Annotated in this window: 14 protein-coding genes; all 14 read left to right on the forward strand. The window is 57.9% G+C overall.

The window, feature by feature from the left end; translation table 11 throughout:
* The first annotated feature begins 49 nt into the window (after window positions 1–49).
* Window positions 50–1087, forward strand: a complete 1038-nt coding sequence (gene hrcA / locus C3B54_RS04000; RefSeq protein ID WP_104913351.1) for a heat-inducible transcriptional repressor HrcA — start codon at window positions 50–52, stop codon at window positions 1085–1087.
* A gap of 1 nt (window position 1088) precedes the next feature.
* On the forward strand, window positions 1089–2183 hold the full coding sequence (dnaJ, locus tag C3B54_RS04005) for a molecular chaperone DnaJ (protein ID WP_245867999.1): 1095 nt from the start codon (window positions 1089–1091) through the stop codon (window positions 2181–2183).
* Window positions 2184–2188: 5 nt separating this feature from the next.
* Entirely contained in the window at window positions 2189–2929 is a 741-nt protein-coding gene (locus C3B54_RS04010) for a 16S rRNA (uracil(1498)-N(3))-methyltransferase (protein ID WP_158665523.1), read from the forward strand.
* A gap of 40 nt (window positions 2930–2969) precedes the next feature.
* Window positions 2970–3326, forward strand: coding sequence for a histidine triad nucleotide-binding protein (locus C3B54_RS04015; RefSeq protein ID WP_104913354.1), 357 nt, complete (start codon window positions 2970–2972; stop codon window positions 3324–3326).
* Window positions 3327–3384: 58 nt separating this feature from the next.
* Window positions 3385–4305, forward strand: a complete 921-nt coding sequence (locus C3B54_RS04020; RefSeq protein ID WP_104914255.1) for a PhoH family protein — start codon at window positions 3385–3387, stop codon at window positions 4303–4305.
* Complete coding sequence (gene ybeY, locus C3B54_RS04025; protein WP_104913355.1) at window positions 4302–4784, forward strand: rRNA maturation RNase YbeY; 483 nt, start codon at window positions 4302–4304, stop codon at window positions 4782–4784. Before C3B54_RS04020 ends, ybeY begins: the two co-directional genes overlap by 4 nt.
* A complete protein-coding gene (locus C3B54_RS04030) occupies window positions 4781–6100 on the forward strand; it encodes a hemolysin family protein (protein WP_104913356.1) in 1320 nt (439 codons plus the stop codon). Before ybeY ends, C3B54_RS04030 begins: the two co-directional genes overlap by 4 nt.
* Window positions 6097–6990: a GTPase Era gene (gene era / locus C3B54_RS04035; RefSeq protein ID WP_104913357.1), complete on the forward strand. Its 894-nt coding sequence runs from the start codon at window positions 6097–6099 to the stop codon at window positions 6988–6990. Before C3B54_RS04030 ends, era begins: the two co-directional genes overlap by 4 nt.
* Window positions 6991–7192: 202 nt before the next feature.
* On the forward strand, window positions 7193–8959 hold the full coding sequence (gene leuA, locus C3B54_RS04040; RefSeq protein ID WP_104913358.1) for a 2-isopropylmalate synthase: 1767 nt from the start codon (window positions 7193–7195) through the stop codon (window positions 8957–8959).
* 60 nt (window positions 8960–9019) lie between these two features.
* On the forward strand, window positions 9020–9775 hold the full coding sequence (gene recO / locus C3B54_RS04045) for a DNA repair protein RecO (RefSeq protein WP_104913359.1): 756 nt from the start codon (window positions 9020–9022) through the stop codon (window positions 9773–9775).
* The gene (locus tag C3B54_RS04050) at window positions 9772–10566 is read left to right on the forward strand and encodes an isoprenyl transferase (RefSeq protein ID WP_104913360.1); all 795 of its coding nucleotides are present in this window, start codon (window positions 9772–9774) and stop codon (window positions 10564–10566) included. The genes recO and C3B54_RS04050 overlap by 4 nt, the downstream gene beginning before the upstream one ends.
* Window positions 10567–10615: 49 nt before the next feature.
* Entirely contained in the window at window positions 10616–12001 is a 1386-nt protein-coding gene (locus tag C3B54_RS04055) for a glycine--tRNA ligase (protein WP_104913361.1), read from the forward strand.
* A gap of 5 nt (window positions 12002–12006) precedes the next feature.
* Window positions 12007–13185, forward strand: coding sequence for a tRNA dihydrouridine synthase DusB (gene dusB, locus C3B54_RS04060; RefSeq protein ID WP_104913362.1), 1179 nt, complete (start codon window positions 12007–12009; stop codon window positions 13183–13185).
* 9 nt (window positions 13186–13194) lie between these two features.
* Complete coding sequence (locus C3B54_RS04065; RefSeq protein ID WP_245868000.1) at window positions 13195–14436, forward strand: deoxyguanosinetriphosphate triphosphohydrolase; 1242 nt, start codon at window positions 13195–13197, stop codon at window positions 14434–14436.
* Window positions 14437–14465: the final 29 nt, after the last annotated feature.

Genomic DNA, 14465 nt, shown 5'->3' on the forward strand with positions numbered 1-14465 from the left:
AAGTATCATTAGCAGTTGAGTAGTGAGACTGCTAAAGAGGAGGTGGCTAGTGGTTTCTGAGCGTGCTCTCAATGTCCTGCGAGTCATCGTCCAAGACTTCATCGACTCCAGCGAACCCGTCGCGTCGAAGGCGATCGCCGAGAGGCCAGGCTTTGGTGTCTCGGCAGCGACCATCCGAAACGACATGGCGCTGCTAGAAGAAGAAGACCTCATTGCCGCACCCCACACGTCGGCCGGTCGCATTCCCACCGATAAGGGCTACCGAGTGTTTGTCGACAGCCTCACCCACCACAAACCACTGAGTGCAGCCCAACGCTCGGCCATTGAACGATTCCTTGACCAGTCGGTCGATCTGGACGATACGTTGACTCGCACTGTGCGGATGCTGTCGCAACTGACCAACCAGGTCGCCCTCATTCAGTACCCCACCTTCGGCACTGCACGCGTGCGACACGTCGAATTGTTGCCGATGGATAGCGAGCGGGTCATGGTGATTTTGATCACCGACTCTGGTCACGTCGACCAAAGTGTTGTGAACTGGACAGAAATCCCCGATGACGCCGTCGTGGGCGAGATTCGCGCCACCATTAACGAAGCGGTCATGGGGAAAAGCTTGGACGACGTCCAAATTGCCCTCCAAGGCCTACCCGCTCAGGCCAGTCCCGAACGTCGGGAAATCCTTGAACGCCTCGTTGATGGTGTGTGTCGGAACCTGGAAGCCCACCGCACGAACCGCTTGTTGGTTGCTGGCGCGGCAAATCTTGTCCGCACAGAGACCGATTTTTCTGACAGTGTTTACCCTGTTTTGGAAGCGATCGAAGAACAGGTCACTGTGTTGAAACTCTTCACCGAAATGCAAGAGGGTGGTCAAGACGTGTTGGCCAGAATCGGGCGGGAAATGTCGGCACCGCTGTCAGAAACTTCGGTTGTCGCCGGGTCCTACCATTCGGGTGAAACCGACAAGGGCGTGGTGGGTGTGTTGGGCCCTACCCGCATGGACTACCCAGGAAATATGGCGGCCGTTCACGCCGTCGCCCGATACTTGACCAGATTGCTCGATGGGCAGTCAGGAACTGGAGATAAATAGCGTGGCTGTTGACCACTACGAAGTCCTCGGTGTCGCCCGCGACGCCTCGTCTGACGAGATTCGAAAGGCGTATCGCAGGCTGGCGCGGGAGCTACACCCCGATGTCAATAAAGATGAAGGTGCTGAAGACCGCTTCAAGCAGGTCACCCACGCCTACGAAGTCCTCTCGGACGCCCAATCACGTCAGCGCTACGACCGCGGCGGCGACGAACAGGGTGGGTTTGGTCCCTTCGGTGACATCTTTGAAACCTTTTTCGGTGGTGGCGGCCAAACTCGTGGCCCACGGTCCCGCACTGAACGAGGCCAAGACGCCCTCTTACGCGTCGAAGTGGACCTCACAGAGGTGATCTTTGGGACCACCACCACTCTGGAGATTGACACCGCGGTGGTGTGTGACAGTTGTCAAGGTTCGTGCTGCGCGCCTGGCACCCAACCGCGCACCTGCGATATCTGTCAGGGATCCGGGCAGGTACAGCGCACCGTGCGGAGCCTGTTGGGCAACATGGTCACCCAAAGCCCGTGCGGGTCTTGCCGCGGTTTTGGCAGTGTGATTGACCAACCGTGCCCGAGCTGCGCCGGCCAAGGCCGGGTCCGCTCCAGCCAGTCGCTTGAGGTGGAGATTCCTGCCGGTATTGAAACCGGGCAGCGCATCCACATGGCGGGTGCCGGTGAAGTGGGACACGGTGGTGGGCCCGCGGGAGATCTTTACCTGGAAATCCAGGTGCGTGCACACGAAACGTTCGAACGCCACGGTGACGACCTCGTCGCCACCATCGATGTCGACCTGGTCGACGCAATCTTGGGTGCTGAGGCCACTATCGACGCACTAGATGGCCCCGTGGACATCACTATTCGCCCGGGAGTTCAAAGTGAGGATGTATTGACCATCAAAGGCCGTGGTGTGACCAAACTGCGCGGAGCCGGTCGCGGTGACTTGAAGCTGCCCGTCCATGTGGTGACCCCCAGCAAACTGGGTGGAAAAGAAATTGACCTCGTGAAAAAGCTCCGAGAAATCAGAAAACCGCACCCGCCGACGCTGAAGGCCAACCAGTCAGGGACATTCCAGCGTCTGCGTGAGCGATTCTTTGGCGCCTAAACGCTGTGGCGCACCTGTATTTCATTGATCCATTTCAGCGCCTCATTGCAGGCGAAAAAGTAGAACTGTCCGGTGCTGAAGCACGCCATGCGGCCAAAGCGGCCAGGCTTCGAGTGGGCGAAAAGGTTCTGATTGGTAATGGTCGGGGAGTTCTTGCCACTGCTGAAGCCACTGAGGTGAGCGCCGAATCGGTGGCTCTGGTTGTCCTGGATGTCAGCCACACGAAAGGTTGGCAACCCGAATTGTGGCTCGCACAGTCTCTCGCCAAGTCGGGTCGAGACGAACAAGCAATCGAGCAGGCCACCGAAGTGGGTGTCGATCGGATTATTCCCCTCCACGCCCAGCGCTCAGTGGTCCGCTGGGATTTGGACAAAGCCACCCGCGGTGTGGAGCGTTGGCAGAAAATTGTCACTGAGGCGAGTAAGCAGGCGCTACAGCCCCGGGTGGCCAGCGTTGAGCCGGTGTCGACCATTGAGGCGTTGATTGAACGCTCGGTCGAGTGCCAACTCATTGTGTTGGACCACCGAGCTCAGGCCACCGTGTTGGACGTGCCAATCGATGGGCTACCAGAAGCACTGCCGATTGTGGTGGCTGTCGGGCCAGAGGGCGGATGGAGTGACCAGGAATTTGATGCTTTGTCTACTGCGGGCATTTCGCTGGCGAAACTGGGCCCGGGCGTCCTGCGCGCATCTAGTGCAGGACCGATTGCCCTGGCACTACTGCACGCCAGGCTTCGCCACTGGTAATCCCTTCTCACTCTCGGGAAGGCCTTTGTAGACTGTGGACATGAGTGAGCAAGAGCCCAGTATCTTCAGCAAAATCGTGTCGCGGGAAATCCCGGCCGATATTGTCCTGGAAACTGAGCGAGTAATTGCTTTTCGAGACATCCAGCCTCAAGCCCCGATCCACGTCTTGGTGGTTCCCAAAACCGGCGAGTATGCCACTGTGTCTGAGCTGGCCGCGGGGGACCCCGAATTGCTCGCCCACGTAGTCGGCGTCGCACAAGACATTGCCAACGAGTTATGCGAAGGACAGTTCCGACTCGTGTTCAACTCCGGGGAAAAGGCCGGCCAAACGGTGTTTCACGTCCACGCTCACGTTCTCGGGGGCGACTTAGCTGAGGGGTCCCTTGCCGAGCGATAACGCTGATTTTGTGTCCAAAGAGCCTGTCTCTTTACGGGTAGACGTCGACGACGTGTCCATGATTCGGGTCTTGGGTGTCCACGACCGAGTGCTGAAACAAGTCGAACGAGAATTCCCGGACGTCTCGGTCCACGCCCGGGGCAACCAAATCACCATCGAGGGTGAGTCCCACAAGGCCCACCAAGCGATGGAACTCATCACACAACTGGTGGACCTTGCAAAAACGGGGGTCGAGGTGGACCGGGAGCAGGTGACTCACAGTGCCCGCATTGCCCGAGAAACGAACGACGCTCCCACCGATATTTTGGCGGCACCCATTCTCGCTCGTGGGGGTCGAAGTATTAGGCCAAAAACTCTCGGCCAAAAGCGCTACGTCGACTCCATCGACTCACACACCATCGTGTTTGGAATTGGTCCGGCGGGAACGGGAAAAACCTATCTGGCAATGGCGAAAGCCGTCGCCGCGCTGGAAAGCAAAGCGGTCGACCGGATCATTTTGACCAGGCCCGCGGTGGAAGCCGGTGAAAGGTTGGGGTTTCTCCCCGGCACACTGTCGGAAAAAATTGATCCCTACCTGCGGCCACTTTTTGATGCGCTTCAGGAAATGATGAACCCCGAGTTGGTTCCGAAACTGCTGGCCAGCGGAACCCTCGAAGTGGCGCCCCTGGCGTACATGCGGGGTCGCACACTCAACAAGTCGTTCATCATTCTGGACGAAGCCCAAAACACCACAGCGGAGCAGATGAAAATGTTCCTCACCCGTTTGGGTTTTGATTCCCGCATGGTGATCACCGGTGACATCACCCAGGTCGATGTGCCGGGGGGACATTCTGGGCTTCGCGCGGTAGTGGACATTCTGAAAGATGTCGAGGGTGTGCACTTCCACCACCTCGGCGCCAGCGACATTGTTCGACACCAACTAGTCAGCGACATTGTGGATGCCTATGAACGCTACGACGCGGCAAAGGAGCAACGTTGAGCGTAGAGATGACCAACGAGTCCGGATTTGAGGTTCCCCTCGAGGGACTTCAGGACCTCGTGCTTTTTGTCCTGGCCCAATTGCGCGTTCACAAAGATGCTGAGGTCGCGTTGATCGCGGTGGATGAGACGGCAATGGCGCAACTGCATCAACAGTGGATGGATGAGCCAGGTCCCACCGATGTGTTGAGCTTTCCCATGGATGAATTGCGGCCACCCAAGCCAGGGGATGAATCGCCCACAGGGATTTTGGGTGACATTGTGCTGTGTCCGAGTGTGGCCGACGCTCAAGCGAAAACGGCCGGCCACAGTCTGATGGCTGAGCTTGAACTACTGACCGTTCACGGGTTGTTGCACCTTTTAGGTTTTGACCATGCGGAACCAGACGAAGAGCGAGAAATGTTTGGACTCCAAAACAGTCTTCTCCAGCAGTTTCGAGACCAAGGTTCTGCCTCGCTCAATGAAGGAGTAGTGGCGTGACCATCGCCTTCATCATCACCGCAGTACTCCTGATTGTCATCGGAGGGCTACTCACCGCCCTAGACGGCGCACTGCACGTGCTCTCCCGCAGTGACATTCTCGACGAAGCGGAAGGCGCGAAGCATCGCCTCCCGCTGCAACGCATTGCCACCGACGTCGCCGCGCACATCACCGCCTTAGGTTTCGTGAGGGTGGTTGTCGACACCCTGGCGGCCATTTTGGTGACATTGGCCGTGGTGAACCTCTTGGACGAATGGTGGCAGGTGTTGTTGGTCGCCGGCATCATCCTCATTGCCGTGTCGTTTGTGGTGGTGGGCTCCTCTCCACGCAGTGTGGGAATGACTCACCCGCGGGCGATGCTGACAACCTTTGCGCCGCTGATTCGGGGCATTCGTGTGGGTCTGGGCCCTCTCGCTGAGGGGTTAATTGTTGTCGGCCGACTGGTAACACCCGGTCGCCCCGCAGGTGGACCACTGACTAGTGAAGAACAACTGCGCAGCCTGGTCGATGAGGCGGCCCACCAGGACGTGTTGGAAGCAGAAGATCGCGAGTTACTGCACTCCGTATTTGAGTTTGGGGATACGATTGTGCGCGAAGTCATGGTGGCCCGCACCGACATGGTCACCGCGGAGGCCACCTGGACTCTGCGGGAAGTCCTGGAAGTCTTTTTCGACAAAGGGGTATCGAGGATGCCCGTTGTGGGGAAAGATTCCGACGACGTGGTGGGCGTGATCTATTTGCGGGACGTGGCCAGTGTCCAGCATGAGAACTCGCGCAAAATGGGTTCCACACGCGTTTCCGCACTCGCGAAGCCGGCAGTGTTTGTCCCGGAAACGAAAAAAGCTGACGACACGCTTCGCTACCTGCAAACCCAGCGCAACCACATGGCCCTGGTCGTCGACGAGTACGGCGGAATCGCTGGCCTGGTCACCCTGGAAGACCTCATTGAGGAACTCGTGGGCGATATCACCGATGAATACGACACCGAGTCGAGCGAGTGGAGCGCGCTTGGCGAAGATCGCTACCGGGTGGCCACCAGGTTGCCTCTCGATGATCTCTCCGACCTGTTCGACATTGATATTGATGAGGATGACGTGGACACGGTTGGTGGGTTGATGACGAAATATTTGGGGCGCCTGCCAGAGGGTGGCAGTGAAGCCCAGGCTCACGATTTGCTTCTTCTGGCGGAAACCCCGGTCAGTCAAAAAACGGGTGTCGAGTGGATTGTTGTCCAGCCGACAACACAGCTGCGGGATGCTTTGGCAGAGCGCCGCGCGCTGGATCAAGCCCTCACCGGCGAAATCCCCGTTCAATGAGCTCAGAAGGCTACCGCGCCGGCTTTGTCACCTTGGTGGGGCGACCAAACGTGGGCAAATCGACACTCACCAACGCCTTAGCAGGGCACAAAGTGGCCATCACGTCATCGAAACCCCAAACCACGAGGCGGACCATCCGAGGAATTGTCCACCGCCCCGAGGGTCAGATTGTCCTGGTCGATACCCCAGGAATGCACCGGCCCCGCACGCTGCTAGGTAAAAGGTTGAACGAGTTGGTCGAATCAACCCTCGCGGAAGTGGATCTCATCGCCCACCTGATTCCAGCGACAGAAAAAGTGGGCCCGGGGGATCGACACATTCGGGAAACCATTTCGACTTTCCCGCGAGCCAAAAAGGTGGCGGTGGTCACGAAAACCGATCAGGCGACCAAGGATCAGATTGGTGAGCGGCTTCTTGAAGTGGACGCGCTAGGGGAGTGGGACCTCATCATTCCGGTTTCCGCGGTGACGGGGGATCAGCTGGACATCTTGGTGCGTGAGCTCCTCGCACTGCTACCGCTGTCACCCGCGCTGTATCCGCCAGAAGACTTACACGATGACGATGACGATATTCGGATTGCCGAGCTGATTCGAGAAGCAGCCCTAGAGGACGTTCGAGACGAATTGCCGCACTCGCTCGCGGTCACCATCGAAGAGCGTGTGCGCGAAGAGGGGCAGATTGAAAAGATTTTTGCCAACGTGGTGGTGGAAAGGGAAAGCCAAAAACGCATCATCATTGGCACTGGGGGTGAGCGGCTAAAACGCATTGGAAGCGATGCCAGGGCGGAGATAGAAAAAGAATTGGGCCACCGGGTGTATTTGGCACTGCATGTGCGGGTTGAAAAAGAGTGGCAACGGGATCCGAAAAAGCTCGGTCGGTTGGGTTTTTAATCCATCGGTGACCGGCGACGAAAAACGCTGCACCCAGCTCGCTCCTGGCGACCATCCGCCAAGGGGTGTTACTCTCGTGGCATGGGTTACACGCTTCTTCTTAGTCGCCGCGGTGGGGTCTCGCTCTAAGGCCACCCTCCCCGCGGAGTCGTCGCGGCCTTTTCCCCCGTAAACCCGATTCTCGGGATAAGAAGGATTAACGATGAAAAACCGTCAACAACCCAGCACACTGCCCGTTCACCGCTACCGGCCATACTCGGAAACGTTTGCCGTCAGCCTGCCTGAACGCACTTGGCCAGACAAGACAATCACCAGCGCCCCGCGCTGGTGTGCCGTGGATCTGCGCGATGGAAACCAAGCGCTCATCGACCCGATGAGTCCTGAGCGCAAAAAGATCATGTTCTTGATGCTCGTCAAAATGGGCTTCAAAGAAATCGAAGTGGGCTTCCCGTCTGCAAGCCAAACTGATTTCGATTTCGTCCGTACCCTCATCGAAAATGACCTCATTCCCGAGGACGTCACCATTCAGGTGCTGACTCAAGCCAGGCAACACCTCATCCAGCGCACCTACGAGTCCCTCAAAGGCGCCAAACGCGCCATTGTGCACCTCTACAACTCCACCAGTGTGTTGCAGCGCGATGTCGTGTTCCACACCGACAAGCAAGGCATCATCGATATTGCGCTTCAGGGTGCGAAGTGGTGCGTCGAGGCCGAATCGATGGTTCCAGAAACCGACATCTTCTACGAATACTCACCCGAGAGTTACACCGGAACCGAACTCGAATTTGCGGCCGAAGTGTGTAACCGGGTGATGGAAGTCCTGGTTCCGACCCCAGAGCGAAACCTCATCATCAATCTGCCAGCCACCATCGAGATGGCGACACCAAACGTGTACGCCGACTCCATTGAGTGGATGTCACGCAATCTCAACCACCGCGAAAACGTCATCGTGAGCCTCCACCCCCACAATGACCGGGGTACGGCAATCGCTGCGGCCGAACTGGGTTACATGGCCGGAGCTGACCGTATCGAGGGGTGTTTGTTTGGAAACGGCGAGCGCACCGGAAACGTTGACCTGATCGCCTTGGGGATGAACCTCTTTAGTCAAGGTATTGACCCCCAGATTGACCTGTCCGACCTGGATGAGCTGAAGCGCACTGCTGAATACTGCAATCAGCTGTCCGTGCACGAGCGCAGCCCCTGGGCTGGTGACCTGGTCTACACCGCATTTTCTGGTTCACACCAGGACGCCATCAAAAAAGGCCTCGAAGCAATGCAGGCCAATGCGGATGCCACAGGCGTGTCCGTGGACGACATGGAATGGGCCGTGCCCTACCTGCCCATCGACCCGAAAGATGTCGGCCGCAGCTACGAAGCGGTCATTCGGGTCAACTCGCAGTCGGGCAAGGGTGGGGTCTCCTACCTGATGAAGACCGACCACCACCTTGACCTGCCGAGGCGCCTGCAAATCGAATTTAGTCAGGTCGTCCAGCAGCGCACAGACACCGAAGGTGGCGAAGTCTCCAGCGAAGAAATTTGGCGCATCTTCCAAGACGAATACTTGCCCGTCGACCAAGACGATGCCAAGTGGGGACGCTTCGAAATCTTTTCCACCGCCAGTAGCAGTGACCTAGGTGGTGACGTGTCACTCACTGTCCGGATGCGAGACGGCGAAAGCGTCGAGGAATACCACGGCAGCGGGAACGGCCCGATTGCTGCTTTTTTGAGCATTTTGGGTTCCGACGGGGTCGCTGTCAGGCTCTTTGACTACGTCGAACACACGATGGCGGCCAGTGGTGACGCCCGCGCAGCGGCATACGTCGAGCTGGAAGTGAACGGCCGAACACTGTGGGGCGTGGGTATCGATCCCGATATCTCCACCGCATCATTGAAAGCCATCGTGTCTGCGGTGAACCGTGCACTCCGGTTAGAGGCAGGTTCACCCGCACTGGTCGCAGCGAGCGCCTGAGTTCTAGAGTTCCTGAGTCCCTGAGCCTCACGCGGGGGCCGGCTCGCCATACTGGTAGCTATGCCAAGCATTCGCGACCACGCCGTAGTGTTGCGCAACCAGCTCATCGGTGAATCTGATCGCATTGTGACCCTGTTGTGTCGTGAAGAGGGCAAAGTGCGTGCCGTCGCAAAAGGTGTGCGAAAAACGACCAGTCGAATCGGTTCCAGGCTTGCCCCCTTCATGGTGGTGGATGTTCAATGGTCAACCGGTAAGTCGCTGGGCATTATCCAGCAGGTTGAAAGTGTTGGCTCCTACGCCAGCGCGCTCGCCACTGAATATGAGGCCTATACAGCGGCTGCAGCAATGGTGGAAACGGCTGACCAGCTGACGAATCATGAGGCCACCCGTGACCAGTTCTTACTGCTGGTGGGTGGGTTGCGCGCGCTATCCGAGCGCGCCCACCCCACATCCCTCATCCTGGATAGCTACCTGTTACGGGCACTGAGCCTTGCCGGCTGGTCACCCAGCGTTGATGCGTGTGCTCAAACCGGTGTGCCTGGACCCCACCAACATTTCGTTCCTGCGTTGGGAGGAATGGTGGCGGCGGAGGTGGCACCTCCCGGTGCGCTTCGAGTGGGGCCAGCCGTAGTGGAACTCTTAGCGGCGCTACTCGATGGTCATTGGGAGAGCGCTGAGGCGAGCACGAGTTCCACTCGCGATGAAGCCTCAGCGATAGTGTCGGCCTTTACCCAATACCACTTAGAGCGTGGCATACGCTCTTTGGGGGAAACATCGAGGCTTCGAAGCGAGCGAACGGCGGAGGCTAGACAGTGAGTGAACTGCTGCCCATCGATTGGACAGGGCATAAGCCGCCGCAGTGGGAGCAGGGCAAGGTTCCCCGCCATGTTGCGCTGGTGATGGACGGGAATGGTCGCTGGGCTAATGCTCGCGGGTTGACCAGGGTGGAAGGCCACCGCGCGGGAGAAAAAGCGCTGCTTGATGTTGTAGCCGGCGCCCTTCAAGCGGGGGTGTCACACCTGTCGGTGTATGCATTTTCAACTGAAAATTGGAACCGCTCACCAGAAGAAGTGAAGTTTCTGATGGGTTTTAACCGAGAAGTTCTTCGTCGCCGGCGTGATCAGCTTGATGCGTGGGGGGTGCGTATTCGGTGGTCCGGTAGAAGGCCCAAGCTGTGGTCGAGTGTCATTAACGACTTGACCGAAGCGGAGCGGCGCACGAAAAACAACACCGCATTGACCCTGTCGATGTGTGTCAACTATGGAGGCCGAGCCGAATTAGTCGATGCGGTTCGGGCGATCGCCGCGGACGTGAAATCGGGTAAGCAGAAACCTTCCGGTATCCGGGAGTCGACCATCAAGAAGCATCTCTATGTGCCAGAGGCCCCAGATGTGGACTTATTTGTTCGCACCTCCGGTGAGCAGCGCACCAGCAATTTTCAACTGTGGCAGTCGGCTTATGCGGAAATGGTTTTTCTGGACACTCTGTGGCCGGATATGACCCGAGTGGAACTCTGGGCGGCGATTGAGGAGTATCAGCGCCGACAGCGGCGCTTTGGTGGCGCAATAGATGCGCCGACGCAGCCTGGCCCCACACCGGCCAGCTAGGCTAGTTATTTGGTGATTAACCCGCCCAGTCACCGAGGAGAGAAGGACAATGGCCCATTCGTCGAAACTGGATAAAGTCATCGCGTTGGCGAAACGGCGGGGCTTTGTCTTTCAAGCCGGCGAAATTTACGGCGGTTCACGCTCCGCATGGGACTACGGCCCGCTGGGCACCGCCCTCAAAGAAAACATTAAGCGCCAATGGTGGCGCTCCATGGTTCAGAGGCGAGAAGACGTTGTCGGAATTGACTCTTCGGTCATCCTGCCCAAAAAGGTGTGGGAGGCCTCAGGCCACGTGGACGTCTTTAGCGACCCACTTGTTGAGTGCACCAGCTGTCACAAGCGTTTCCGTGAAGACCACCTCATTGAAGAGTTTGAAGAGAAGAAAGGCCGGCCCCCCGAGGGTGGCCTCGCCGGAATTAACTGCCCGAACTGTGGCAACAAGGGCCAATGGACCGAGCCCCGAGCGTTTAGTGGCCTGTTGAAAACTTACCTGGGCCCAGTCGACGATGAGGCAGGGTTGCACTACCTACGACCCGAGACGGCCCAAGGAATTTTTGTGAATTTCGCCAACGTGATGCAGGCATCCAGAATGAAGCCACCGTTTGGTATCGCGCAGGTCGGAAAAAGCTTCCGCAACGAAATCACCCCCGGGAATTTCATCTTCCGCACTCGTGAGTTTGAGCAGATGGAAATGGAATTCTTCGTCGAGCCGGGTACCGATGAGACCTGGCACCAGTATTGGATCGACCTGCGCCACCAGTGGTACACGGATTTGGGCATCGATCCGGACAACCTGCGCCTCTACGAGCACCCTCAAGAGAAGCTTTCGCATTACTCCAAGCGCACCGTTGACATCGAATACCGCTTTGGGTTCCCGTCCGGGGAATTTGGCGAACTAGAAGGTGTCGCCAACCGGACCGATTTTGACCTCTCCACCCACTCTGAACATTCCGGGACCGACCTGTCCTACTTTGACCAGGCAAAAGATACCCGTTGGGTGCCCTACGTGATTGAACCCGCGGCAGGGCTCACCCGGTCACTCATGGCCTTCTTGGTCGACGCCTACTACGAAGACGAAGCGCCCAACTCGAAGGGTGGTGTTGACACACGTACCGTGTTGAAACTTGATCGCCGTCTTGCTCCCATCAAAGTGGCTGTCTTGCCACTTTCTCGTGACGAAAAACTCTCCCCAGTGGCCAAGGAATTGGCTCAGACCCTCCGCGAGAACTGGATGGTCGACTTTGACGACGCCGGAGCGATCGGTCGGCGTTATCGTCGACACGACGAAATTGGCACACCCTTCGCGGTGACTGTTGATTTCGATTCCCTCGACGACCACTCCGTGACGGTCCGAGAGCGAGACACCATGTCGCAAGAGCGCATCGCGATTGCTGATCTGCCTGGCTACTTCTCTGAAGCGTTGGCGGGAGCGTAGCGACAATGTCGGGTCCTCTACAGACCCTCGAGGCATCGCAGGAGGTTGCTCCTGCGATGCACATCGGTGACATCGCGTTGAGTATTCCTGTGGTGTTGGCGCCTATGGCGGGAATTACGAACACCGCTTTTCGTCGGCTGTGCCGCGAATTTGGTGCAGGTCTTTACGTCAGTGAAATGATTACCTCCAGGGCGCTGGTGGAGCGCACTGAGGCCAGTATGCGCCTGATTACCCACCACCCTTCCGAGCAGCCGCGCAGTATTCAGCTTTACGGTGTCGACCCGGCGACTATCGGTGAAGCCGTGACCATGCTCGTGGCCGAAGACCGGGCTGACCATATCGACCTCAACTTCGGTTGTCCGGTTCCCAAAGTGACCAAAAAGGGTGGCGGTGCCGCTCTTCCCTGGAAGTTGGAACTTTTTCGCGCCATTGTGGAGCGGGCCGTGAAGTCGGCAGGGGATATTCCCGTCACCGTGAAAATGCGAAAAGGAATCGACTCAGACCACCTCACCTACTTAGAGGCAGCGAAGGCTGCCGAAGGGGCAGGGGTTTCTGCTGTGGCGCTACACGCGCGTACTGCCGATCAGTTTTATTCCGGCCACGCTGACTGGGATGCGATTGGCGCTCTAAAGCAGACGATCAATTCCATTCCGGTGTTGGGCAACGGCGATATTTGGTCAGCAGAAGATGCGTTGAACATGGTCGCTCAGACTGACTGTGATGGCGTGGTCGTCGGCCGAGGGTGTTTGGGTAAACCGTGGCTTTTTGGTGACCTGGCGGCTGCTTTTCGGGGTGAACCCCTTCGCCACCAACCTGGCCTGCGTGAGGTGGCGGGAGCTTTTCGCCGGCATGCTGAACTGTTGGTCGAGTTTTTCGGCGGCGAAGAAATCCGAGCGTGTCGGGATATCCGCAAACACGTCGCCTGGTATTTCAAGGGCTACCCGGTGGGGGGCGAGCTTCGGGCGGCACTCGCGCGGGTGGAATCCCTGCAGGAAATCGATGACCTGTTGGGTCAAATGGATCTTGACCAGGAATACCCGGGAGATCCTGCGGAAGGACCTCGTGGTCGGGCCGGTTCACCCAAGCGCACGGCCCTGCCCGAACATTGGCTTGATTCGACCGAGCTCAGTGCCTCCCAGCGCAGTACCCTTCTGGAGGCTGAAATTGACACCAGTGGCGGGTAGTGCGCTGTGGTGAGTATCGACTACGGACCAGAAGACCGCGAACGATTTGTTCCCGAGTCGCATTCGTCGACGAGGGGTGATTTTCAGCGAGATCGCGGGCGCATTATTCATTCGTCGAGCTTTCGACGGCTCTCCCAAAAAACCCAGGTGTTGTCGCCGACAGCTGGTGTTGATTTCGCCAGAAACCGCCTCACCCATTCGCTCGAGGTGGCCCAAGTGGGCCGGGAGATTGGAGGGCGGCTCGGGCTTGATCCCGATGTCGTCGATGGTGCCTGTCTCGCCCACGACCTCGGCCACCCACCTTTTGGGCACAACGGCGAATCAGCTATTGCTGCGTGGGCAAAAGATATCGGTGGGTTTGAAGGAAATGCGCAAACCTTTCGAGCGTTGACCAGGCTCGAATCGAAGCTTTTTGACGACAGTGGGAGACCCCGAGGGCTGAACCTCACCAGGGCCAGTCTCGACGCGGCCAGTAAGTACCCCTGGCCGAGAGCGCAGGCGGTCCTAGAAGGTGATGGTCGAGAAAAGTTTGGCTTCTACGACGATGACCACGAAGTCTTTGACTGGTTGCGAGAGGGCATTCCCGACCGAGCGGTCTCCTTGGAAGCCCAAGTCATGGATTTAGCCGACGATATTGCCTACTCGGTTCATGATTTTGAAGACGCCATTGTGGGTGGCTTTATTAAGCCGGAGTCGCTGGTGGGGCAAGAGTCTCCTCTCGGAACAACGGCGGTCGGTAATAACTGGTCCGGGTCAGATGTCGATTCAGAGCTCATGCAGGATGCCTTCATTCGGTTGCGTCGCTTGGAGCAGTGGCCAAAAGCGTTTGCCGGCACACGCTCAGATTTCGCCCAACTGAAGAATTTCACCAGCAGCATGATCGGCCGTTTTGCTCACAGTGTGACGCTCGGCAATGCCGAACGCGGCTCTGAGCTTCCCTTTCGGTACCGCTACCGACTCAACGTGCCCCTCGACACTGTGGCCGAAATCGCTTTTCTCAAAGGTGTTGTGGCGACCGCCGTGATGCGCCACGAAACACGGCAGCCGATCTACCGGCACCAACGTGAAGTGTTGACCGATTTGTTAAATGGCATCTGGTCTGACCCCGTGCGCTGCCTTGAACCCGTATTTCAGGCCGACTTTTCCTCACAAGACCGGGAAGACGCCCAGAAACGTGTTGTTGTTGATCAGGTGGCCGCGCTGACCGATGCCTCGGCCTTGGCCTGGCATGAACGCCTCCATCAGTATTAGTTGTGGATAGCCCAGGCATGCGCCCAACC

The sequence above is a fragment of the Pontimonas salivibrio genome (assembly GCF_002950575.1).
Taxonomy (GTDB): domain Bacteria; phylum Actinomycetota; class Actinomycetes; order Actinomycetales; family Microbacteriaceae; genus Pontimonas; species Pontimonas salivibrio.

What these genes read in the sequence shown, in the direction of transcription:
- C3B54_RS04015 (WP_104913354.1), top strand. Translation starts at nt 2,970, where the DNA reads ATGAGTGAGCAAGAGCCCAGTATCTTCAGCAAAATCGTGTCGCGGGAA.
- C3B54_RS04020 (WP_104914255.1), top strand. Translation starts at nt 3,385, where the DNA reads ATGATTCGGGTCTTGGGTGTCCACGACCGAGTGCTGAAACAAGTCGAA.
- era (WP_104913357.1), top strand. Translation starts at nt 6,097, where the DNA reads ATGAGCTCAGAAGGCTACCGCGCCGGCTTTGTCACCTTGGTGGGGCGA.
- leuA (WP_104913358.1), top strand. Translation starts at nt 7,193, where the DNA reads ATGAAAAACCGTCAACAACCCAGCACACTGCCCGTTCACCGCTACCGG.
- recO (WP_104913359.1), top strand. Translation starts at nt 9,020, where the DNA reads ATGCCAAGCATTCGCGACCACGCCGTAGTGTTGCGCAACCAGCTCATC.
- C3B54_RS04055 (WP_104913361.1), top strand. Translation starts at nt 10,616, where the DNA reads ATGGCCCATTCGTCGAAACTGGATAAAGTCATCGCGTTGGCGAAACGG.
- dusB (WP_104913362.1), top strand. Translation starts at nt 12,007, where the DNA reads ATGTCGGGTCCTCTACAGACCCTCGAGGCATCGCAGGAGGTTGCTCCT.